Source organism: Rahnella sp. BIGb0236, from assembly GCF_004364755.1.
Classification (GTDB): domain Bacteria; phylum Pseudomonadota; class Gammaproteobacteria; order Enterobacterales; family Enterobacteriaceae; genus Rahnella; species Rahnella victoriana.
On record NZ_SOAO01000010.1, the window covers coordinates 81,143 to 103,509 of the forward strand.

The 22,367-nt window shown below is 54.5% G+C and carries 20 protein-coding genes; 13 read left to right on the forward strand and 7 right to left on the reverse strand.

Features of this window, described 5'->3' with window-relative positions; genetic code table 11:
- Positions 1-4: 4 nt before the first annotated feature.
- The 11 genes from prmA (at position 5) to EDF78_RS18615 (ending at position 10,393) form a co-directional block, all read left to right on the forward strand.
- The gene (gene prmA, locus EDF78_RS18565) at positions 5-889 is read left to right on the forward strand and encodes a 50S ribosomal protein L11 methyltransferase (RefSeq protein WP_095924384.1); all 885 of its coding nucleotides are present in this window, start codon (positions 5-7) and stop codon (positions 887-889) included.
- Between the two features lie 147 nt (positions 890-1,036).
- Positions 1,037-1,789, forward strand: a complete 753-nt coding sequence (locus tag EDF78_RS18570; RefSeq protein WP_133823631.1) for a carbonic anhydrase family protein — start codon at positions 1,037-1,039, stop codon at positions 1,787-1,789.
- Between the two features lie 388 nt (positions 1,790-2,177).
- Positions 2,178-3,143, forward strand: a complete 966-nt coding sequence (gene dusB / locus EDF78_RS18575; RefSeq protein WP_095924382.1) for a tRNA dihydrouridine synthase DusB — start codon at positions 2,178-2,180, stop codon at positions 3,141-3,143.
- A gap of 21 nt (positions 3,144-3,164) precedes the next feature.
- Positions 3,165-3,461 (forward strand): DNA-binding transcriptional regulator Fis, encoded by a 297-nt coding sequence (gene fis / locus EDF78_RS18580; RefSeq protein ID WP_004097144.1) that lies wholly within the window; start codon positions 3,165-3,167, stop codon positions 3,459-3,461.
- A gap of 200 nt (positions 3,462-3,661) precedes the next feature.
- Positions 3,662-4,090 (forward strand): DoxX family protein, encoded by a 429-nt coding sequence (locus EDF78_RS18585; protein WP_095924381.1) that lies wholly within the window; start codon positions 3,662-3,664, stop codon positions 4,088-4,090.
- Between the two features lie 424 nt (positions 4,091-4,514).
- A complete protein-coding gene (gene lpxP / locus EDF78_RS18590) occupies positions 4,515-5,435 on the forward strand; it encodes a kdo(2)-lipid IV(A) palmitoleoyltransferase (protein WP_095924380.1) in 921 nt (306 codons plus the stop codon).
- A gap of 87 nt (positions 5,436-5,522) precedes the next feature.
- Positions 5,523-5,708: a hypothetical protein gene (locus tag EDF78_RS18595; RefSeq protein ID WP_119823090.1), complete on the forward strand. Its 186-nt coding sequence runs from the start codon at positions 5,523-5,525 to the stop codon at positions 5,706-5,708.
- Between the two features lie 407 nt (positions 5,709-6,115).
- On the forward strand, positions 6,116-7,141 hold the full coding sequence (locus tag EDF78_RS18600; RefSeq protein WP_095924378.1) for an amino acid ABC transporter substrate-binding protein: 1,026 nt from the start codon (positions 6,116-6,118) through the stop codon (positions 7,139-7,141).
- A gap of 184 nt (positions 7,142-7,325) precedes the next feature.
- Positions 7,326-8,504, forward strand: a complete 1,179-nt coding sequence (locus EDF78_RS18605) for an amino acid ABC transporter permease (RefSeq protein WP_095924377.1) — start codon at positions 7,326-7,328, stop codon at positions 8,502-8,504.
- Positions 8,505-8,519: 15 nt separating this feature from the next.
- A complete protein-coding gene (locus EDF78_RS18610; RefSeq protein ID WP_095925261.1) occupies positions 8,520-9,623 on the forward strand; it encodes an amino acid ABC transporter permease in 1,104 nt (367 codons plus the stop codon).
- A gap of 8 nt (positions 9,624-9,631) precedes the next feature.
- Positions 9,632-10,393, forward strand: a complete 762-nt coding sequence (locus EDF78_RS18615; RefSeq protein ID WP_013577309.1) for an amino acid ABC transporter ATP-binding protein — start codon at positions 9,632-9,634, stop codon at positions 10,391-10,393.
- Positions 10,394-10,658: 265 nt separating this feature from the next.
- On the opposite strand, the gene EDF78_RS18620 is transcribed toward EDF78_RS18615, so the two are convergent.
- Together EDF78_RS18620 and EDF78_RS18625 are read right to left on the reverse strand one after the other, a co-directional pair.
- The gene (locus EDF78_RS18620; RefSeq protein WP_095924376.1) at positions 10,659-11,348 is read right to left on the reverse strand and encodes an LrgB family protein; all 690 of its coding nucleotides are present in this window, start codon (positions 11,346-11,348) and stop codon (positions 10,659-10,661) included.
- Positions 11,341-11,763 carry a CidA/LrgA family protein gene (locus EDF78_RS18625; RefSeq protein ID WP_119823181.1) on the reverse strand — a complete coding sequence of 141 codons (423 nt, stop codon included), beginning with the start codon at positions 11,761-11,763 and terminating at the stop codon, positions 11,341-11,343. Before EDF78_RS18625 ends, EDF78_RS18620 begins: the two co-directional genes overlap by 8 nt.
- Positions 11,764-11,906: 143 nt before the next feature.
- Here EDF78_RS18625 and EDF78_RS18630 point away from each other — a divergent pair, with 143 nt between their 5' ends.
- On the forward strand, positions 11,907-12,785 hold the full coding sequence (locus EDF78_RS18630) for a LysR family transcriptional regulator (protein WP_095925260.1): 879 nt from the start codon (positions 11,907-11,909) through the stop codon (positions 12,783-12,785).
- A gap of 81 nt (positions 12,786-12,866) precedes the next feature.
- Here the strand turns inward: EDF78_RS18630 and EDF78_RS18635 are convergent, their stop codons facing one another.
- From EDF78_RS18635 to EDF78_RS18645, 3 genes are all read right to left on the reverse strand, one after another.
- Positions 12,867-14,516 (reverse strand): Na+/H+ antiporter, encoded by a 1,650-nt coding sequence (locus EDF78_RS18635; protein ID WP_095924374.1) that lies wholly within the window; start codon positions 14,514-14,516, stop codon positions 12,867-12,869.
- Between the two features lie 315 nt (positions 14,517-14,831).
- Positions 14,832-16,199, reverse strand: coding sequence for an NCS2 family permease (locus tag EDF78_RS18640; protein WP_133823632.1), 1,368 nt, complete (start codon positions 16,197-16,199; stop codon positions 14,832-14,834).
- 410 nt (positions 16,200-16,609) lie between these two features.
- The gene (locus tag EDF78_RS18645; protein WP_119823656.1) at positions 16,610-17,278 is read right to left on the reverse strand and encodes a glutathione S-transferase; all 669 of its coding nucleotides are present in this window, start codon (positions 17,276-17,278) and stop codon (positions 16,610-16,612) included.
- Between the two features lie 268 nt (positions 17,279-17,546).
- Between EDF78_RS18645 and EDF78_RS18650 the strand changes: the two genes are divergently transcribed.
- Positions 17,547-19,640: a bifunctional diguanylate cyclase/phosphodiesterase gene (locus EDF78_RS18650; protein WP_133823633.1), complete on the forward strand. Its 2,094-nt coding sequence runs from the start codon at positions 17,547-17,549 to the stop codon at positions 19,638-19,640.
- A gap of 10 nt (positions 19,641-19,650) precedes the next feature.
- On the opposite strand, the gene EDF78_RS18655 is transcribed toward EDF78_RS18650, so the two are convergent.
- Positions 19,651-21,213, reverse strand: a complete 1,563-nt coding sequence (locus EDF78_RS18655; RefSeq protein WP_133823634.1) for a methyl-accepting chemotaxis protein — start codon at positions 21,211-21,213, stop codon at positions 19,651-19,653.
- Positions 21,214-21,438: 225 nt separating this feature from the next.
- Entirely contained in the window at positions 21,439-22,242 is an 804-nt protein-coding gene (locus tag EDF78_RS18660; RefSeq protein ID WP_095924369.1) for an inositol monophosphatase family protein, read from the reverse strand.
- Between the last annotated feature and the right edge of the window lie 125 nt (positions 22,243-22,367).

Here is a 22,367-nt window from a genome sequence, read left to right on the forward strand (position 1 = left end):
GGCTATGCCTTGGATCCAACTGAAAATTAATACCACCGGTAACGACGCGGAAACGCTGAGCGACGCGCTTATCGAAAGTGGCGCCGTGTCCGTGACTTTCCAGGACACACACGATAATCCGGTCTTCGAACCCCTGCCGGGCGAAACCCTGCTGTGGGGCGATACCGATGCTATCGGCCTTTACGATGCAGAAACCGACATGGCCGAAGTGGTCGCCATGCTGGAAAACGAACCGCTGCTGGGTAAAGGGTTTGTGCACAAAATTGAGCAACTCGAAGACAAAGACTGGGAACGCGAATGGATGGATAATTTCCACCCGATGCGTTTTGGCGAACGTCTGTGGATTTGCCCGAGCTGGCGCGATGTGCCGGATCCGGATGCGGTGAACGTGATGCTGGATCCGGGTCTGGCGTTTGGTACCGGCACCCATCCGACCACCGCGATGTGCCTGCAATGGCTCGACAGTCTGGATCTGACCGATAAAACGGTGATCGACTTCGGTTGCGGCTCCGGCATTCTGGCGATCGCGGCCCTGAAGCTCGGCGCAAAACACGTGGTCGGGATCGACATCGATCCGCAGGCGATTCAGGCCAGCCGTGATAACGCAGAGCGTAATGGCGTTTCAGAGCGTCTGTCGCTGTATCTGCCGAAAGATCAGCCTGAGAACCTGTCAGCCGACGTGGTCGTCGCTAACATTCTGGCCGGTCCTCTGCGTGAGCTGGCACCGCTTATCAGCGTATTGCCGGTCGCGGGCGGCCATCTGGGGCTTTCCGGCGTACTGGCCAGCCAGGCGCAAAGCGTGGCGGATGCCTACAACGATAAATTTGAACTGGATGCGGTGGCCGAGAAAGAAGAATGGTGCCGCATTACCGGGGTTAAAAAAGCCTGATTTATCGTCTCCCGCTTTTTCTGCTTGTGCAGAAAGAGCGGGTTTTCCCCTAAAGTCCAATTCCGGCCTTTTCTCATATTTCTCCTGCCGCACAAAACCCTTACACTTCGCGAGGTTTTATTACTCATTAAATGAAAGGGATATCTCGTGAAAGGAACAATTCTCTCTGCCGCGCTGGCCGCCCTGACGCTGTCAGTGACCGCCCTGCCCGTCTTCGCAAATGAAGCGCCACACTGGTCCTATGATGGCGAGGCCGCCCCGCAAAACTGGTCGAAACTCAGCCCCGACTTCCATCTGTGTGAGCAAGGCAAAGCGCAGTCACCTATCGATATCAAAGATGCACTGGAAGTGCACCCTCGCCCGCTGAACCTCAGCTATCAGCTGCCGCCGGTCAGCGTCATCAATAACGGCCACAGCGTGCAGGTGAACGTCCGGGAGGGAGATTTCGTCACCCTCGACGGCGAAAAATTCGTCCTTCAGCAATTCCACTTCCATTCCCCGAGCGAAAATACCCTCAACGGGAAATCCTTCCCGATGGAAGCGCACTTTGTTCATATGAATGCGGACGGTGAAATTGCGGTGATTGCCGTGATGTTTGAAACCGGCAAGGCCAATGCTGAACTGGAAAAAATCTGGCAGCAGATGCCGGAAAAGGCGGGCGAGCCTGTCGCGCTGAAACAAAAAGTCAGTCTTGATGGCCTGCTGCCAAAAGATCTGACCCATTACCGGTTCAGCGGTTCGCTGACCACCCCTCCCTGCACGGAAGGCGTTCGCTGGCTGGTCGTTAAACAGCCTCAGACGCTGTCTGAAGCGCAACTGGAGAAATTCCGGCATGCGATGCATCATGCAAATAACCGCCCTGTACAGGGTCTGCACGGTCGCGTGGTTGTCGCCGAATAATCTGCTCTGAGTGAAGAGGCGCAGATACCCTTTCTGCGCTTCTTTCTGCCGCTTGTTAAGCTTTCTGAAAATGAGTCACTTTTTGAACAAAAAGAGATCCGCATCACGGATTTTTGTGGTTGTTGCTGCTTAAAACGACAAATCTACCCTTAGAATCAACTGATATAACAGGATGATTCAGAGAGATATTAGGAATTTGCTGAAGCGCACAATTTGACCGCCATCACATAACTCAATGTAAAACCTCGATAAAAAAACAAATCCCGCTGTATTTCACCCCTGGCAAGGGTTTTTCTTCATGAATTGCTCAAAGTTTGGCCTTTCATATCGTGGCGAAAATGCGTAATATACGCGCCCTTGCGGACATCAGTATGGTCATTCCTAGTTCATGCGCATCGGACACCACCAGCTTACAAATTGCCTGATTGCGGCCCCGATGGCCGGTATCACAGACCGACCATTTCGTGCCTTATGTCATGCGATGGGGGCTGGAATGGCAGTATCTGAAATGCTCTCCTCCAATCCGGAGGTGTGGCGGACGGATAAGTCACGTTTGCGCATGGTACATAACGATGAACCGGGGATCCGCGCCGTGCAAATTGCCGGTTGTGACCCCGACGATATGGCGGCTGCTGCACGAATTAACGTGGAAAGCGGTGCGCAAATCATTGATATCAATATGGGCTGCCCGGCCAAGAAAGTGAACCGCAAACTGGCAGGTTCTGCATTATTGCAGTATCCGGATTTGGTGAAACAAATCCTGACTACCGTTGTGAATGCGGTAGATGTGCCAGTCACGTTGAAAATTCGTACTGGATGGGCACCGGAACACCGTAACTGTGTACAAATTGCCCAATTGGCTGAAGACTGTGGAATTCAGGCCCTGACGATTCATGGCCGAACCCGTGCCTGCCTCTTCAATGGAGAAGCAGAGTACGACAGTATTCGGACAGTTAAGCAGAGTGTTTCCATTCCGATTATCGCGAATGGCGACATAACTGACCCGCATAAAGCCAGGGCGGTGCTCGACTACACCGGAGCTGATGCTCTGATGATAGGACGTGCCGCTCAGGGGAGACCCTGGATCTTCCGGGAAATCCAGCATTATCTGGACACAGGGGAGCTGTTACCTCCACCTCCTATGGGTGAGGTTCAGCGCTTGTTACTAGGGCACGTACGGGAATTGCACGACTTTTACGGTCAAGGCAAGGGATTCCGTATCGCCCGTAAGCACGTTTCCTGGTATCTCCAGGAGCATGCCCCAAATGACCAGTTTCGGCGCTCCTTCAACGCCATAGAGGATGCCAGCGAACAGCTGGAGGCGTTGGAAGCATATTTCGAAAATCTTGCGTAACAAAAAAGAGCTGACAGAACTATGTTCGAACAACGCGTGAATTCTGACGTACTGACCGTTTCTACCGTTAATTCTCAGGATCAGGTAACCCAAAAACCCCTGCGTGACTCGGTAAAACAAGCACTTAAGGGCTATTTTGCTCAATTGAATGGTCAGGACGTGAATGACCTGTATGAGTTGGTATTGGCTGAAGTTGAACAGCCACTGTTAGACATGGTGATGCAGTACACCCGTGGCAACCAGACTCGTGCGGCCCTGATGATGGGTATCAACCGCGGTACGCTGCGTAAGAAATTGAAAAAATACGGCATGAACTGATACTAATCAGTCGATGTCTTAAAAAGGCGCTTTTCCGCAAGGGGAGCGCCTTTTTGTTTTCTGCTTTACCCGCAAACCTTTAGCCGAAAATTTGCGCAAAACCTAACGCAGATCAACCCAAATGAGAATAATTATCCGCCGCATTCAGTGATTAAGAATTACCTTATAGAGACAATAATACGTCTCCTGGAGTCACACTGATGAAGCAACTTTATCTCCGTTTTACCGCGGCGCTGAACAAACCGGATCTGGCCATTTTGCTGCTGCGGCTCACCTACGGCCTGCTGATTTTTCATGGCTGGCATAAACTGCATGACGGGCTGGGCGGTATTCAGGGCATGCTGGCAGGTTATGGCATTCCGGCGTTTGTCGCTTATGGCGTGATTATCGGCGAAGTCATCGCCCCGGTTATGATGATGCTGGGCATTTTCACCCGTCTCGCGGCACTTTCGGCGGCCGCGACCATGATCGTCGCCTGGCTGATGGTGGGTATTCATCATACCTTCGCGCTGTCTCCGGTCGGGGCGTGGGCGATTGAAGATATCATCTACTACTTTATGGCAGCCGTCGTGATTGCGCTGTATGGCAGTGGCCGCTATTCCGTGATGAGCAACCCGCTCTACCGCTGATATGCCTGTTCAGCATGCTTTGCGAAAGGAGCATGCTGAAATATCATACTGGGGAGGTTTCGGGTTCCAAAAGCTAATCCCTTCTTTCCGTAACCTTTTCGTTTTTTTGTGCAAACCCACACGTAAATAAACAGTAAATAGTGCGTTTATCGGACAATTACCCTCTGCGGTTCGATCACGCTGCATGTTATACTTGTGACAAGAGTCGTATTCGCCTCGCTCAACGCCTACGGACAGCCCTTCAGCTTCGCGATCCCGCCTTTTAATTGTGTCTCGATAAGGTAAAAGTGAGTCAATTTGTGTGTTACCGAAAACGTTTACACACCCCTGTTGTCCCACTCTTTGACAGACAATCCGTATCGCGACTGAGCCAACTCCTGACGCGTTACCCCGGTTTTTTTTAAATGCAGATGATTAGGCTTTTATGACCTCTCCTCGTTTTCGCGCATCATTTTTACATCCACGTTACTGGCTGACCTGGTTTGGCCTTGGCGTCTTGTTCCTGCTGGTTCAGCTTCCTTATCCGGTGTTATACCGTCTGGGGAACTGGCTCGGCCGCACGTCGATGCGTTTTCTGAAACGCCGCGTGTCTATTACACGTCGCAACCTGCAACTGTGCTTCCCGGATCTGAGCGCCGATCAGGTTGAAGCCCGTATTATCAGCAACTTTGAATCCCTCGGTATGGGTCTGCTGGAAACCGGCATGGCCTGGTTCTGGTCGGACGCCCGGGTAAAACGCTGGTTTGATGTCAGCGGCCTGCACAACCTGAAAAAGGCGCAGGAAAACAACAAAGGCGTGCTGGTGATTGGCGTGCACTTTATGTCTCTCGAACTGGGAGGCCGCGCGATGGGTCTGTGCCAGCCGATGATGGCGATGTACCGTCCGCACAACAATAAAGCGATGGAATTCGTGCAGACCTGGGGCCGTATGCGTTCCAACAAAGCGATGCTGGATCGCAAAGATTTACGCGGCATGGTTCACGCGCTGAAAAAGGGCGAAGCCGTCTGGTTTGCACCGGATCAGGATTACGGCCCGCGCGGCAGCGTATTTGCGCCACTGTTTGCCGTTGATCAGGCCGCCACCACCAGCGGCACGTTCATGCTGGCCCGTCTGGCAAAACCGGCGCTGGTGACCGTGGTGCTGGTGCGTAAAGCCTGCGGTAAAGGTTACGAGCTGGTCATTCAGCCGCAATTGCAGGATTACCCTATCGATGACGAAATGGCCGCAGCGGCCTACATGAACCGCGTGATCGAAAAAGAGATCATGCGCGCGCCGGATCAGTACCTCTGGCTGCACCGCCGCTTTAAAACCCGCCCGGCGGGTGCGCCTTCGCTTTATCGATAAGCGCCCGATGTGATAAAACACCCAGCCCGATGCCACCGCGTCGGGCTTTTTCTTTTCATAACCTCCACTAAGAGACCGGTAATCCTCATGGCTAAAAAAACCGATGCGACCCCTTCCATCTTTGATCATCTGAAAGAAGATGACGGCTTTGACCTTTGGGGCCGTTCCGGCCTCAGCACGGCACTCAATAAAGCCAAACCCAAAGCGCCGGACAACGACCAGATTGCTGCCGCCCGCAAACTGATCCAGGGCAGTAAAGACCAGACCAAATAAGTCGCCCCGCTGCACTGATAACGTCCCTGCTTCCGATCCCGTCATACCGATATCTCTCTCAGACCCGCCGGTCTGAGAGATTTACTCATCGTTTCGCCTCAATTTTTTTCCAAATATGACCGTACATTTCACTTCGCTGCAAACTGCGCGATCTGCACTCCAATATTGAAATATTCCGCACTCTTTTAAAGCAGCCACATTGACCGCGCACTGAAACGGGGCAATAAATTTTATAAGCCCCGTCAATGTTACTGTGCAATTCCTCTACGTGACTTGATTGACGGGGCGTTTTCGATGTTGGCACTCCCTTTGCAAAGACAGGTGCAGAGGGCGTTGCCCCATAAACAGACAGGGTGCTCCGGCACTCATACAATAATAATTTTCAGTTTTGTCTCACAGGACGCTTTATGAAAAAAATATTGCTCTCAACGCTGATTGCCGCAGCAAGCTTCGTGACACTGGCTGGTCAGGCTCATGCAGGTACCACTCTGGATGCAGTTAAAAAGAAAGGATTTGTTCAATGCGGTATCAGCGACGGCCTGCCGGGCTTCTCTTACGCTGACTCCAAAGGCAAATTCACCGGTATCGACGTTGACGTCTGCCGCGCGGTGGCAGCAGCCGTGTTTGGTGATTCTGAAAAAGTGAAATACACCCCGCTGACGGCGAAAGAGCGTTTCACCGCGCTGCAGTCTGGCGAAGTGGATATCCTGTCCCGTAACACCACCTGGACCTCTTCCCGCGACGCAGGCATGGGGATGATTTTCGCCGGCGTAAACTACTACGACGGTATCGGCTTCCTGACTCACCAGAAAGCGGGCCTGAAAAGCGCCAAAGAACTTGATGGCGCCACCGTCTGTCTGCAGGCCGGTACGGATACCGAGCTGAACGTCGCTGACTACTTCAAAGCCAACAAAATGACTTACACCCCGGTGACCTTCGACCGTTCAGACGAAAGTGCCAAAGCTCTGGACTCAGGCCGTTGCGATACGCTGGCGTCTGACCAGTCTCAGCTGTATGCCCTGCGTATCAAACTGGGCAAACCAAACGAATTCATCGTACTGCCAGAAGTGATCTCTAAAGAGCCTCTGGGTCCGGTGGTTCGCCGTGGTGATGAAGACTGGCTGGCGATCGTCCGCTGGTCACTGTTCGCCATGCTGAACGCCGAAGAAATGGGCGTGACCTCTGCCAACGTCGATCAGCTGGCCGCCAGCCCGACCACACCGGATATGAGCAACCTGCTGGGCAAAACCGGTACTTACGGTGCTGACCTGAAAGTGCCTAACGACTGGGTGGTTAAAATCGTGAAACAAGTCGGCAACTACGGCGAAAGCTTCGAACGTAACGTCGGTCAGGGCAGCGAGCTGAAAATCAAACGGGGTCAGAACGCATTGTGGAATAAAGGCGGGATCCAGTACGCACCACCCGTCCGTTGATCCAGTTTTTTAAAATAAGATTTGTTTAAGAAATTGCATACAAAATCCCCAAAGTAATTGGCGTTGCAGCAAGGCGACAAACGAGTGAATCCCGATGAGCTTACTCAGGTAAGTGATTCGGGTGAGCACGTGCAGCCAACGCAGCTGCGGCGTCAAGTACGACGGGGATTTCGAGGTCATTACTATGTCGCAACGCCCAACCGTAAAGGCTTCGTTCTCGCTGACCAACCCAGCGGTACGCGCCTGGATTTACCAAATTGTCGCGGTGGTGTTGCTGGTAGCCTGTCTGGGTTACCTGCTCCACAACACCATTACCAATCTGACTACACGAGGGATCACCTCGGGATTTGCGTTTCTTGAGAAAGGTGCCGGTTTCGGCATTGTTCAGCATCTTATCGACTACCAGGAAGGTGACACTTACGCCCGCGTATTTGTTATCGGTTTGCTGAATACACTGCTGGTTTCCGCGCTGTGTATCGTTTTTGCCTCCATTCTCGGGTTCATTATCGGCTTAGGACGTCTCTCCGATAACTGGCTGATCCGTAAAGTCTCGACGGTGTATATCGAGACGTTCCGTAATATTCCTCCGCTGCTGCAAATCTTTTTCTGGTACTTCGCCGTACTGCGCAACCTGCCGGGACCGCGCCAGAGCCTGAATGCGTTTGATCTGGCGTTCGTCAGTAACCGTGGTCTGTATCTGCCGTCGCCGGAACTGTCACCGGGCAGTCTGGCGGGATTTATCGCCGTTCTGCTGGCGATTTTTGGCATCATCGCACTGCAACGCTACAACCATTTCCGCCAGATCCACACCGGACGCGTCTGGCATATCTGGCCGTGGGCGATTGCCATGCTGGTGGTCTTTCCGGCCATAGCGCATCTGTTCTTCGGGCCTGCGCTGCACTGGGATGTACCGGCATTGCGCGGATTTAACTTCCGTGGCGGCATGGTGCTGATCCCGGAACTGGCGGCGTTAACGCTGGCGTTATCGGTCTATACCTCGACGTTTATCGCCGAAGTGATCCGCTCCGGTATTCAGTCTGTTTCGCACGGTCAGCATGAAGCCGCCCGTTCGTTAGGCTTGCCGAATCCGGTCACGCTGCGTCAGGTGATTTTGCCGCAGGCGATGCGGGTGATCATTCCGCCGCTGACCAGTCAGTATCTCAATATCGTTAAAAACTCCTCTCTGGCTGCCGCAATTGGTTATCCGGATATGGTTTCGCTGTTCGCCGGTACGGTGCTGAATCAGACCGGTCAGGCGATTGAAACCATTGCCATCACCATGTCGGTTTACCTGATCATCAGCCTGGGCATTTCGTTCCTGATGAACATTTACAACCGGCGTATTGCGCTGGTCGAGCGTTAAGGGAACCCCATGACAATGACAACACTTCCTCCGGGAGTCAGAGCCGTGAAGCCCGGCACGCCAATGGGTACCGCCGTGCTGTGGGCGCGTAAAAATCTGTTCTCGAGCTGGTTTAACAGCCTGCTGACGCTGTTCTGTGTATGGCTGATGTGGCTGATTATTCCTCCGCTGCTGAACTGGGTGATTTTTCAGGCTAACTGGGTAGGCACCGCGCGCACTGACTGCACCAAAGCCGGGGCCTGCTGGGTGTTTATCCACGCACGTTTCGGCCAGTTCATGTACGGGCTGTATCCGTTCGATCAACGCTGGCGCATCAACGTCACGCTGATTGTTGGCCTGCTGACTCTTGCGCCGATCTTCTTTAAAGCCACGCCACACCGCGGGCGATATATTGCCTGCTGGATGGTGCTCTTCCCGATTTTCACCTGGTTCATGTTGTACGGTGGATTCTTCGGTCTGAGCCGTGTCGAAACCCGCCAGTGGGGCGGCCTGACGCTGACGCTGATTATCGCTGCGGTCGGCATCGCAGGCGCATTACCGCTGGGCATTATGCTGGCGCTGGCACGTCGTTCACGTCTGCCTGTCGTGCGCATTCTCTCGGTGATTTTCATCGAATTCTGGCGCGGCGTGCCGTTAATCACCGTGCTGTTCATGTCGTCGGTGATGCTGCCGCTGTTTATGACCGAAGGGACAAGTATCGACAAACTGGTGCGTGCGCTGGTGGGGGTGGTGCTGTTCCAGTCGGCGTATGTCGCGGAAGTGGTGCGCGGCGGATTACAGGCGCTGCCGAAGGGCCAGACCGAAGCTGCTGAATCACTGGCACTCGGTTACTGGAAAACGCAGGGATTAGTCATTCTGCCGCAGGCGCTGAAAATGGTGATACCGGGTCTGGTGAACACCATCATCGCGCTGTTCAAGGACACCAGTCTGGTGATCATCATCGGCCTGTTCGACCTGTTCAGCAGCGTCCAGCAAGCCACCGTCGATCCTGAATGGCTCGGTATGTCGACCGAAGGCTACGTCTTCGCCGCCGCCGTCTACTGGATTTTCTGTTTTAGCATGTCGCGTTATAGCCAGCATTTGGAAAGACGCTTTCACACCGGACGTTCCGCACACTGAGGTAAACCATGAGCGACCATCAAGTCACAGAAAACCAAAATATGATGATCACGCTGGAAAACGTGAATAAGTGGTACGGACAATTCCACGTATTGAAAGACATCAATCTGAGCGTGAAACCGCGCGAGCGCATCGTGCTGTGCGGCCCTTCCGGCTCAGGGAAATCAACGACCATTCGTTGCATCAACCATCTTGAAGAGCACCAGCAAGGGCGCATCGTGGTGGACGGTACCGAACTGAACGACGATCTGCGTAACATCGAACGCGTGCGTACTGAAGTCGGTATGGTGTTCCAGCACTTCAATCTGTTCCCGCATCTGACCGTGTTGCAGAACTGCACCCTGGCCCCGTGCTGGGTGCGCAAGATGCCGAAGAAAGAGGCAGAAGAACTGGCGATGCATTATCTGAAACGCGTCCGTATCGCCGAACATGCGCATAAATTCCCCGGACAGCTTTCCGGCGGTCAGCAACAGCGTGTGGCGATCGCCCGCTCGCTGTGTATGAAGCCGAAAATCATGCTGTTCGACGAACCGACTTCTGCGTTGGATCCGGAAATGGTGAAAGAGGTGCTGGACACCATGATCACGCTGGCGGAAGAAGGCATGACCATGTTGTGTGTAACGCATGAAATGGGCTTTGCGAGAACCGTCGCCGACCGGGTGATCTTTATGGATCGCGGGGAAATCGTCGAGCAGGCGCCGCCGCTGGAATTCTTTGCCAATCCGAAATCCGCCAGGACGCGGGAGTTCTTGTCACAGGTGATTCATTGAGCTTGCTCCTCCCCTTCACAAAAGGGGAACCATTAAAGGTTTGGCTTTTGCTCCTCCCCCTGCGAAGGGGGAGGCTGGGAGGGGTTTTTAAATACAAAACAATAAGTTAAAGCATACTTTGAATGTAGTTTTTGACCTTAACACCCCACCCCAGCCCTCCCCTTCGCAGGGGAGGGAGCTAATCGTGTTTCGCACTCCGCTGCAATAAAACCCGAACTGATTTTCGTCTTACTCATCCCCTTCGCAGGGGAGGGAGCCTTAATCATCACCACATCACTACCCCGATCATCGGCGCAATCACCACGGTGACCACACCCGCCAGCATCATCACCAGACTCGACACCACGCCTTCTTCGGCACCCAGTTCGTAGGCACGTGCGGTGCCCGCACCGTGGGACGCGGCACCGAATCCGGCACCTTTCGCCAGGCCGCTTTTCACCGCCAGACGCAGAAACAGCATATCGCCGACCGCCATGCCGAACACGCCAGTGATCACCACAAACAGCGCCACCAGATCCGGCTGGCCGCCCATTTGCTTCGCCGCCGCCAGTGCAAACGGCGTGGTGATGGAACGCACCGCCAGACTGCGCTGGATTTCTTCCGGCAAGGTCAGCAGCCGCGCCAGCCAGACGGAACTGCTGACGGCAACGACAATGGCCGTCAGCACGCCTGCACTCAGCGACATCCAGTGACGACGGATCACCGCCATATTCTCGTAAACCGGCACCGCAAACGCGATGGTCGACGGCCCGAGCAGCCACAACAGCCAGTGCGTTTCCCCGATGTAATCCTGATACGAGGTGTGCGTCACCACCAGCAAAATCACCAGCACGATGGGGGTGAATACCAGCGGCATCAGCAGCAGTGTGCGTTTCTGGCGGTAGAGTTTTTTGTTGGCGTAATACAGCCCGAGCGTGATCACAAAACACAACACGCTGATAAGCAAATCAGTCACGGCTCGCCTTCCTCGCCGCCAGACGCTGTTCCAGACGGTACACCTTATCGACCACCACCGCCGTCGCGCCGAGGGTCAGCAAGGTGCTGACACCGATCACCAGAAAGATTTTCCAGCCCTCAATCATCAGCAACTGGGCGTAATTCACCACCGCCACGACCGCCGGAACGAAGAACAACAGCATTTCCGCCAGCAGCCAGCGGGAACCGGCTTTCACCCATTTCACCGGCAAAATGCGGAACATGATCAGCAACAAAAGCATCAGCATGCCGACAATGTTGGCAGGTAAAGGCAGATGCAATGTGGTGACCAGACGATCGGCAATCACGAATAACACCGCGTACAGCACCACCTGAACGGGGATCTGACAGCGGGTCAGCAGGGACGGCGCTTTAGTGCGCAACGCCAACAACATGGGGACAACCTCGAAAGAGGAAAAAGAGTGAAAATGAAGTATACGCTGGCAGGAAACCGGTAAAGAAATGAATTAAAATCATAAAAATGATTCCAGTTTGGAATACTTTGTCACCCGCCGATCTGACCGGGAAACCTCAGCCCATGGACGTCCGTACCTTACGTTATTTTGTCGAAGTGGTTCGCCAGCAAAGCTTTACCCGCGCGGCGGAAAAACTGTTCGTCACCCAGCCGACGATCAGCAAAATGCTGCGCCATCTGGAAGACGAGCTGGAATGCACGCTGATCATCCGCGAAGGACGGCGTTTACGGCTGACCGACAGCGGCCAGGCGCTGTATCAGCGCGGGCTGAATATCCTCGAGGAATTCCGTCAGCTGGAAGCGGAACTGGAAGACATCAACTCGCTGAAATCCGGCCATTTGCGGCTGGGTATTCCGCCGATGGTCGGGACACAAATCGCGCCGCTGATCGGCAGTTTCCGCCAGAAGTATCCCGGTATTGAGCTGATAATTTCTGAGTTTGGCGGGCTGACCGTGCAACAGGCGGTGATTTCCGGCGAGCTGGATCTGGCGCTCACCGCCCTGCCCGCCGATGCCGTGCCGTCCATCGCCTCCTTGCTGCTGTTCAGTCATCCGCTGTGCGTCGTGGTGCCACGTACGCCGCACTGGCTGAACCGTACCCGTATGGCGATCAGTGAACTGGCGGAAGAAAGCATCCTGATTTATAACGAGGATTTTGCCCTTTACCGTCAGCTGATGGATGCCTTTGCGTCACACGGTTTCACTCCGAAAATAGCGGCCCGCAGCGGACAGTGGGACTTCTTAGCGGCGATGGTGCAGACCGGCATGGGCGTGGCGATTTTGCCGGAACCTATCTGTCAGCGGCTGGATAAAAACGCGCTGATGTGGCTGCCGCTGGATCCGCTGATGCCGTGGCAACTGGGCCTTATCTGGCATCAGGGCAGTTATCTTTCACACAGCGCACAGGCGTGGATCACCCTGTGCAGGGATTACTGGAAATAGCGGGAAGCAACGGGAAATAGCAGGCAATAAAAAACCGCGTGAACCTTGCAGCGCACGCGGTTTTTTTATTTCTGACAGACGCTACACCTCTTTTTCTACCAGAAGCGCTTCGAGTAAATCGAGATCATGCAGCAGTTTTTGCAGGGTCTCGTTACTGATTTTCTGCGTGGCGCGCAGGTGATACAGCTCACCCCGTTCGGCGCGCAGTGCGGTCAGACGGAAGCGACGCTCGAGGTTTTCCAGCTTCAGCGCGGTTTCCATATCATCGCGATTGGCCGTGCGTCGCCGCAGTGTGCCGATCACCCGCGAACTGATTTCCTTCAGCGTCTGTTCATCGATGTTTTCTTCCGTATCCGCCGCCAGACGCTCTTCCATCTTGTGCAGGCTTTCAATCGCCACTTCCGCCGCGATCGATTTCGCCATGCGCTCTTCTTCACGATAGGTTGTGCCATCGGCCACCACCACGCCCCGGAGCAGGAATGGCAAGGCAATCACCCCGGCAATCAGGGAGAACAGAATGACGCCGGTCGCCAGAAATACCAGCTGATAACGCGACGGGAACGCCGAACCGTCAGCGAGGAACAGCGGAATGGACAGCACACCGGCCAGGGTAATCGCCCCGCGTACACCGGCAAAAGACGCCACCCACAGCTCACGCGTACTGTAGCTGCCAAACAGCAGCGGTTTCTTTTTCAGGAAACGGTTGCTGAAATTCTTCATCACCCACAGCCAGACAAAACGCAGGATCAGCAGCGCAAAATAGATAATCCCGACGTCGGCAAACAGATGCCAGGTGACGATGGACGGATCGTGTGTCGCCTGATCAATTGAGTTTTCAAGGATGCCCGGCAGTTGCAGACCCAGCATGATGAACACCATGCCGTTGAACACAAACTCGAGCATCGCCCAGACGCTGTTCGCGCGCAGGCGCATCGCCAGCGGCGCATTACGGATAATGCCGGACTGGCTGATGGTCATACCGGCAGCCACCGCAGCCAGAATGCCCGACACGCCGATGTGTTCGGCAATCAGGTACGACGCGAACGGCAACAGCAGCAGGAAGACGATTTGCGTCGCCGGATCATCACCGCTCCAGCGGCTCATGATGCGCAGCGATTTACTGTACAGCCACGTCACCGCCACACCGGCCATCAGACCGCCGATCGCCACTTTGAGGAATTCCACCGTGGCACCGCCGACGGTGAAAATCATCGTGCCCATCGCCACGGCGATAGCAAACTTCAGGGAGACCAGGCCGGACGCATCGTTCATCAGCGCCTCACCTTCCAGCACGCCCATGATCGACTTCGGAATGCGGCCCTTGCCGACAATGCCGCCCAGTGCCACGGCATCGGTCGGTGAAAGCACCGCCGCCAGCGCGAACGCCGCCACCAGCGGGATATCCGGCACCATCATATAAATCAGATAGCCGATGCCGACGACGGTGAGTAACACCAGCACCAGCGCCAGCCCGAGAATTTCGCGCCCGTGGTGGAGGAATTCACGGGTCGGGGTTTTCCAGCCATCTGCAAACAGCAACGGCGGAATAAAGAGGACGAGAAACAGCTCAGGATCGAAATCCACATGCAAACCAAAATTCGGCCAGGCCAGCAAGGCCCCGACAGCAATCTGCATTAATGGAAGAGGAACCTGAAACGGCAACATTCTGGTGACGACACCGGAGAGCGACACCACCAGAATCAAAATCAGAATGGTAAAGAAGATTTCCATGCTTTCCTTAGACTCTTGTTTTTATGAATTTCAGCCAGACGCAGGTGAGTGAGTCCGGAGCGAACTAAGGAATAGTAGATCAAAAGGGGATGTGATTTAAATCAGTGCGTGCGGTTACATCAGAGAGGGTTTGCTCCTTACCCGTCTCAGGAGCCGGAATGAAGGCTTTTTCGTGCTCCTCCCCCTGCGAAGGGGGAGGCGGGAGGGGGTTTTAATGACAAAACTCATGCCAAAGCACACTTCAACCTGCTGATTCGTCATTAATACCCCACCCCAACCCTCCCCTTCGCAGGGGAGGGAGAAAGGCAGTTGGCATCAGATCGCCCATCCGCCCGCATAAAACACCACCAGCGCGACGGCGATAATCACCGTCCCGAGGTTAAGTTTGCGCCATTCGCCGGAGAAGATGCGGCCAATTACCAGCGCGCTGAAACCGAGCATGATGCCGGTGACGATATTACAGGTCAGCACGATAAATACCGCGCACAGTAACCCTGACATCGCATCCACGAAATCGCTGAAATCCAGTTTGGTAACGTTGCTGAGCATCAGCAGGCCGACGTACATCAGCGCAGGTGCGGTCGCGTAAGCCGGAACCAGATACGACAGCGGAGACAGGAACAGCATCAGCAGGAACAGCACGCCGACCACGGTTGCGGTCAGGCCGGTTTTGCCGCCCGCCGCTGTACCGGCGGCGGACTCGATGTACACCGCAGCGGGCGATGCACCGACCAGAGACGCGAAAATGCTGCTCACGGAGTCAGCGGTCAGGGCTTTACCGCCGCTGATGATCTGGCCGTTCTCATCCAGTAAGTTCGCCTGCCCGGCGACCGCACGGATGGTACCGGTGGCATCAAAGACCGCAGTCATCACCAGTGCCAGCACGCTTGGCAATACGGCGGCTTTCAGCGCGCCCATGATGTCGAGATCGAAAATCACGGATTTACCGTCCGCGCCCGCCAGAGAAGGCATCGCGAATAAACCCTGATATTTCACTGTCGGATCGAAAATCAGACCGATAATGGAAATGGCGATAATCACCAGCAGAATGCCGCCCGGCACGCGCAGTTTCTCCAGACCAAAAATCACGGCCAGACCGAGCAACGTCATCACTACCGGGAAAGAGGTGAAGGCGCCGAGGGCTACCGGTAAGCCATCCAGCGGGTTTTTCACCACCAGACCGACGCCGTTGGCGGCAATCAGCAGCAGGAACAGGCCGATACCGATGCCGGTACCGTGCGCAACGCCTGCTGGCAGGTTGCGCAAAATCCACGAACGGATACCGGTCACCGAGATAATGGTGAACAACACCCCCATCAGGAACACCGCGCCGAGCGCGACAGGCACGCTGATATGCTGGCCGAGTACCAGACTAAACGCGGTAAAGGCCGTCAGAGAAATGGCGCAACCGATCGCCAGAGGCAGATTCGCCCACAGCCCCATCAGCAGGGAGCCAAAACCGGCGACCAGACAGGTCGCGACAAACACCGCCGTTGGCGAGAAGCCCGCTTTGCCGAGCATTGAGGGCACCACAATGACCGAATACACCATCGCCAGAAACGTGGTTAAACCGGCGATCACTTCCTGACGGACATTACTGCCACGCGCACTGATTTTGAAAAAAGCATCAAGCGGGCCTTTTGGCGCAATTGCGCGGCCCGCCTGAGGTTGTTGACTCGACATGGAAAATCCTCTGAATGTCTTTACTGATTAGCCGGCGTGGTCATTATGAAACCGTTTCTGCACGTTCACTTCCATATTTGTCGCCTGACATCGCCGAAAACAGCGTCAGAACGGCAAGGCAAACGTTTAACTCGCATCGCGTGTGGCGGGACAAAAATTAACGCAAACGATTATCCGGCCTTTGGTACTCCCATTTCAACTCCGTTCGCCGACAATTTACCGTTGTCCGGTCAATAAAAACGCGGTTGTGGTGGAAATTTACCCGTTGAAGAAAAGTGAGACGCAAAAGGCAAAAAAGACAGGAAAGAAAAAATAACAGGAGATTTATTAAGGTTTATTTTTTCGACACGTTCATTGCATAAAAAACTGCCCGCCATGAACGTGTCGAAATATAAAAATGCAGAATGGGATTAACGCAAGATAGTAAACGGCCCGCCACTTTCCAGCGCCTTCTGATAGGCCGGACGCGCCGTTATATTCGCCAGCCAGGCATTGAGTCGCGGATATTTTCCCAAACCGGCGCGGGCATTGATCGCTTCTATCGGGAAACTCATCTGAATATCTGCCGCGCTGAACTGATAACCGGCGAAATAAGGATGCGTGGTCAGATGCTGTTCCAGATAATCCATGTGGGTATAAATCTGCTTATCCAGATAGTTTTTCTGTACGCCCTGCCCGATCGCGCCGGCGACCGGACGGATCAGCCACGGCATCGGCGGTTTGCCCAGACGGCTGAAAATCAGCTTCATCACCAGCAACGGCATCAGCGAACCTTCCGCATAATGCATCCAGTAACGGTATTGCTGACGTTCGGCAAAAGCGGCCGGTTTCAGCGTGCCCGCCTCATCGTACACTTCCTGCAGGTATTCAATGATGGCACCGGATTCCGCGAGGATCATGCCGCTGTCCTCCAGCACCGGTGATTTGCCCAGCGGATGGACTTTTTTCAGCGATTCCGGCGCCAGCATGGATTTTTTATCCCGCTGATAACGCTGGATTTCATAAGGGACGCCCAGCTCTTCGAGCATCCATAAGATTCGCTGTGATCGTGAATTATCCAAATGATGCACTGTTAACATAAAGGTATTCTGCCCCGTTTGATTTAATTATTTGTTAACTATAGACAACGCTTTCAAAACCCGTATCACAAATACATTAAAAACCCTGCTATTTATCGGGTTTATTTGCGCCAGAATCTTTTTATTTGATTAAAATCACTTACGGATTAATCTTAATTACATGAAAAAAATAATCGTAACTTCATTCGCCTTTAATAACTCTTAATGCCATTATCGCCGGATAAAAAATCAGCCCGTCGCTTTCGACTCTATGTTTGTGGAGCCTCACATGTTTTCCAGTAATTACAACAATGTGCTCGTTATGTTTTCGTTCATTGTTGCAATGCTTGCCTCTTATACCGCACTTGATATGGCTGGCCGGGTTGCCACCACGGAGGGAAGGGCTTCCCGACTTTGGTTAATTGGTGGCGCCATTGCAATGGGTATCGGTATCTGGTCGATGCATTTTATCGGCATGCTGGCCTTTAATTCTGCGATGCCAATGGGTTACGACCCGGTCATTACCCTGCTTTCCATGTTTATCGCCATCATTTCGTCAGCCTTTGCGCTGTGGCTGGTGTGTCTGCAGGAATTACCGGTCAGACGGTTACTGGCGGGGGCCTTGCTGATGGGCGGTGGCATTGCCGCGATGCATTACACCGGTATGTCGGCGATGCTGATGATGCCGCCGATTGTTTACGATTACCGCTGGGTCGCGTTATCGGTGGCGGTGGCGATTGTCGCCTCCGGTGCGGCGCTGTGGATGGCATTCCATTTACGTCAGCAGTCGCCTAACGTGCGCCTGTTGCGCATCAGCGCCGCAGTGGTGATGGGCACGGCCATTGTCGGCATGCATTACATCGGTATGGCCGCCGCCGAATTTCCGATGGACAGCCACAGCATGGCGGCATTCAGCGGCGTGGACAATAACTGGCTGGCGTTGCTGGTGATTGTGGTCACGCTGGCCATTCTGGCGATCACGCTGATCATTTCCATTCTGGATGGCCGTATGCAGGCCCGCACGTCGATTCTGGCATCGTCACTGGCGCAGGCCAACCGCGAGCTGACGCAACTGGCGCTGCATGACAATCTCACCCGGTTGCCGAACCGTCTGTTGCTGGAAGACCGTCTCAGTCAGGCGTTTCAGAAAGCCTCTCGCGGCGAATCACAGTTTGCGGTGTTGTTCCTCGATCTCGACGGATTTAAAGCCGTGAACGATGCTTTCGGCCATCACATCGGTGATCAGCTGCTGATTTCCGTTACCGAGCGCCTGAAATCTCAGCTGCGTGCGACGGATACACTGGCGCGACTGGGGGGCGATGAATTTGTGCTGCTGGTTGAGATCACCGAGCCGACCGACGCGTCGCAGCTGGCCGATAAACTGGTGCATCTGATTGCGCGTCCGTTCTATGTGTCCCGCTACGAACTGCTGGTGTCCGCCAGCGTGGGCATTGCGGTGTATCCGGGCGATGGCGAGAATGAGCGCGAGCTGATGCTCAATGCCGACGCCGCGATGTACCACACCAAGAATTCAGGCCGTAACGGACACAGTTTCTTCCAGCCGTCGATGAACGCCAATGCGCAGAACCAGTTGCAGATGCTCAATGATTTGCGTCTGGCGCTGGAACACCACGAATTGCGTCTGCACTATCAGCCAAAATTTATCGCGCCTTACGGGCCGGTCAGCGGTTTCGAGGCGCTGTTACGCTGGGAGCGCGACGGCAAAACCCTCAGCCCGGATGTGTTCCTGCCGCTGGCGGAAAAAACCGGTCTGATTATTCCCATCGGTGAATGGGTGCTGAACGAAGCCTGCCGCCAGTTGCGCGAATGGCATCTGCAGGGGCATACGCAATGGACGGTGGCGGTGAATTTATCCACGTTGCAGTTTGAGCAGACCAATCTGGTGGAAATGGTGATTGATACCATTGAGCGCCATCAGATCCCGCCTGAAATGCTGACGCTGGAAGTGACCGAAACCACCGCGATGCGCAATCCCGATGTGAGCGTGGAAATTCTGGAGCGTCTGACGCAATACGGCGTTAAAGCCTCGATTGATGATTTCGGTACCGGCTATTCCAGCCTGCTGTATCTGAAACGTCTGCCCGCCAGCGAGCTGAAAATCGACGGTGCCTTCATTAACGATCTGATTGCCGGCAGTGAAGACGCCAGCATCGTGTCGGCGATCATTGCCCTCGGCCAGACCCTCAACCTGAAAGTGGTGGCCGAAGGGGTGGAAACCACCCAGCAGCAGGATTTCCTGACCCAGCTGGGCTGCGACACCTTGCAGGGCTATCTGCTGGGACGTCCGATGACGCCACAACAGATTGCCCAGCATCCCGATTCAGACTGGGAACCGCAGATCACCATTACGCAAAAAGTCTGACGCGCCCTGCTCAGACGGCCGCCGTGCGGAAGAAACGCACGGCGTTGCGCAATTCGACACTTTGCTCCGTCAGGGATTGCGCCGCGGCCGCCGCCTGTTCGACCAGCGCGGCGTTCTGTTGCGTCACCCGGTCCATCTGATCGACTGCAATCCCCACTTCATGAATACCGGTGTGCTGCTCCGAGCTTGCCGTCGAAATTTCGCTGACAATTCCCGCCACCTTATTCACCGAACTGACAATCTCGTTCATGGCTTTACTGGCGCGATCGGCCTGCTGAGATCCTTCGGCAATTTTGCTGACGGTGCCCTGGATCAGGTCTTTAATCTCTTTCGCCGCCTGTCCGCTTTTTTGCGCCAGCACCCGCACTTCACTCGCCACTACCGCAAAGCCCTTGCCCTGCGTACCGGCTCGGGCCGCTTCGACGGCGGCATTCAGCGCCAGCAGGTTGGTCTGGAAGGCAATACCTTCAATCACGCTGATAATATTAATGATTTCATTCGAACTGCCGGACACATCGCGCATATGCGCCTGCATTCCCGTCACGATCGCCCCGCCCTGAGACGCCGTTTTCGAGGTTTCCAGCGCCAGGTGGCTGGCCTGTCGCGCGTTATCCGCATTCTGGCTGACGGTGGTGGTCAGGTTCTGCATGTTGGAACTGGTCTGCACCAGCGAGGCCGCCTGTTCTTCAGTGCGCTGTGATAAATCCACGTTGCCCTGTTCAATTTCACTGGCGGCATGACTGATGGATTCGCTGCCTTGCATAATCTGATGAATGGTTTTATTCAGTTGCTGATTCATCCCGTTGAGGGAGGCCAGCAAACTGCCGTCATCACCCGGTTTCAGGGTGATTTTTGCCGCCAGATTACCGGCGGCAATTTCGCGCATGATAGAGGCGGCATAGGCCGGTTCACCGCCCAGCTGTTTCACCAGATTGCGCGCCAGCAGCAGCGCCATCGCCAGTGAAAGTACAAAGGCCACACCCACCAGCACTAAGAACATCGCGCTGCCCGTGTGATAGCTGCTGCGCGCCCCGGCGGCGGCCTGTTCGCTGTTTGTCAGTTCGTTTTTGACCAGTGTCGCCAGATCCGCCATCAGTTGCGTACGGTACTTGCGCGAGTTATCGCCGCTGATTTGCGTGGCCTGCGCGATATCGTTGCGTTCCACCGCCGCGATCACCTGATCGTTCGCCAGCGAAAACTGTTCAAAATTACGGACGATTTGTTTAAACAGATCCGATTTACTGCCGCCACTGTTCAGTTTCTGGTATGCGTTTTCAGCCTCTTTAAAAGTGGCTACCGCCTGCAGGATTTCGACCCGGTGACCGTCACGCGGCGTACCCTGCGGCGAGGCAATGTACTGCACCTGTTGCAGCCGTAATTCGGCCAGCGTTCCGCGCATGACCAGCGGAAACTGCACGCCGGGCAGCCGGTAAGCGCGGTAATTTTCAATCTGCTGATTGCTGCTGTTGAGCAGCCAGGCCGACATGGCCGCCAGAATGAGCATCAGCGACAGGACGAGCGCGAAAGCACCCAGTAAACGGGCAAGGATGGTGAGGTTAGTGATCTTTTTCATCTGGACACATCGGGAAGTCAGTGACAGGAAACTCTCATAACGGCCAAACGCAGGGGAACTTTAGGCAAAATGAAACTATATTTCATTTTGTTAAACACTGACTTTCGAAATGTAATTTCAGGGTTACCGGACAAATTTTTCATGTTACCGCAATGCGATAAAAACATGATCTGCCACGCATTTACCGGTTTTGCCCTCTCAGGGCGAGAGGGCAATCACCGCAACTCACTTTGGCTCAAAATCCGGCCATAACGGGCTGACGCCCGACAACAACTTCGCCGTCCCCGCCGCCACCGACATGTGTCGGAAATTGTCGCTGCCGTCCGCTGTCTTCGCGAATTTCACCACCGTTTCCAGCCCGGCTTCCTGACACAACACCGTGCCGCCAGCGATATCCCACAGCGTGGTGCGCCGTTGCAGATGGCCGTCGATAATGCCTTTTGCCGCAAACACCATGCCGACCGTGGTACAGCGATAACAATGTACTGACCAGTCAGCCGCGCGGATCCCCTGATAAAAGGCCGAGGCCTCGTCCAGCTGGTCATCGGCGCTGTCGCCCAGCGACACAATCTGTACATCTTCAAAACGGTCATCGCGACGGAAGGGTTTGTCGTTGAGGAAAATCCCCTTTCCGGATTCTGCTGCAAACAGATCGTTTAAAACCGGCAGCGCCACTATGCCCATCACCGGCTGTTTATTTTCCACCAGCCCGAGCGACACGCCCCACAGCGGCGAACCGCGCAGGAAATTCGAAGTCCCGTCGATAGGATCAATCACCCAGCACGGCGCGTCGGTCAGAATGCCACCCATCTCTTCACCGATCACCGCATCCTGCGGAAAATGCTCTGCCAGCCGGGTGCGGATAAACTGCTCAACCGCCAGATCGGCTTCAGAAACAAAATCCTGCGTGCGCTTACTGCTGATTTCGATAGCGTCCCGGCGGTGAAAAAAGTCCAGCGCCAGTCTGGCGGCCTGCGCCGCAATCTGACTGGCAACCGCCAGACGCGGGGACATCATAGTGTTAGTCATGACAAATCCTGAGTTTTCAGTCGGAAGGAACAAAAGCTGTCTTCATAGAATGCACCGGAATCGATGAATAAAAAATGACAACCTGCCGCTTGCTAAAACAGCGTAAAACACTCTATATCTGTGTG

Coding starts and splice junctions, on each gene's coding strand:
- prmA (WP_095924384.1), top strand. CDS start 5: ATGCCTTGGATCCAACTGAAAATTAATACCACCGGTAACGACGCGGAA.
- fis (WP_004097144.1), top strand. CDS start 3,165: ATGTTCGAACAACGCGTGAATTCTGACGTACTGACCGTTTCTACCGTT.
- EDF78_RS18615 (WP_013577309.1), top strand. CDS start 9,632: ATGAGCGACCATCAAGTCACAGAAAACCAAAATATGATGATCACGCTG.
- EDF78_RS18595 (WP_119823090.1), top strand. CDS start 5,523: ATGGCTAAAAAAACCGATGCGACCCCTTCCATCTTTGATCATCTGAAA.
- dusB (WP_095924382.1), top strand. CDS start 2,178: ATGCGCATCGGACACCACCAGCTTACAAATTGCCTGATTGCGGCCCCG.
- EDF78_RS18645 (WP_119823656.1), bottom strand. CDS start 17,278: ATGTTAACAGTGCATCATTTGGATAATTCACGATCACAGCGAATCTTA.
- EDF78_RS18585 (WP_095924381.1), top strand. CDS start 3,662: ATGAAGCAACTTTATCTCCGTTTTACCGCGGCGCTGAACAAACCGGAT.
- EDF78_RS18600 (WP_095924378.1), top strand. CDS start 6,116: ATGAAAAAAATATTGCTCTCAACGCTGATTGCCGCAGCAAGCTTCGTG.
- EDF78_RS18660 (WP_095924369.1), bottom strand. CDS start 22,242: ATGACTAACACTATGATGTCCCCGCGTCTGGCGGTTGCCAGTCAGATT.
- EDF78_RS18610 (WP_095925261.1), top strand. CDS start 8,520: ATGACAACACTTCCTCCGGGAGTCAGAGCCGTGAAGCCCGGCACGCCA.
- EDF78_RS18640 (WP_133823632.1), bottom strand. CDS start 16,199: ATGTCGAGTCAACAACCTCAGGCGGGCCGCGCAATTGCGCCAAAAGGC.
- EDF78_RS18630 (WP_095925260.1), top strand. CDS start 11,907: ATGGACGTCCGTACCTTACGTTATTTTGTCGAAGTGGTTCGCCAGCAA.
- EDF78_RS18635 (WP_095924374.1), bottom strand. CDS start 14,516: ATGGAAATCTTCTTTACCATTCTGATTTTGATTCTGGTGGTGTCGCTC.
- EDF78_RS18625 (WP_119823181.1), bottom strand. CDS start 11,763: ATGTTGTTGGCGTTGCGCACTAAAGCGCCGTCCCTGCTGACCCGCTGT.
- EDF78_RS18605 (WP_095924377.1), top strand. CDS start 7,326: ATGTCGCAACGCCCAACCGTAAAGGCTTCGTTCTCGCTGACCAACCCA.
- EDF78_RS18655 (WP_133823634.1), bottom strand. CDS start 21,213: ATGAAAAAGATCACTAACCTCACCATCCTTGCCCGTTTACTGGGTGCT.
- lpxP (WP_095924380.1), top strand. CDS start 4,515: ATGACCTCTCCTCGTTTTCGCGCATCATTTTTACATCCACGTTACTGG.
- EDF78_RS18650 (WP_133823633.1), top strand. CDS start 17,547: ATGTTTTCCAGTAATTACAACAATGTGCTCGTTATGTTTTCGTTCATT.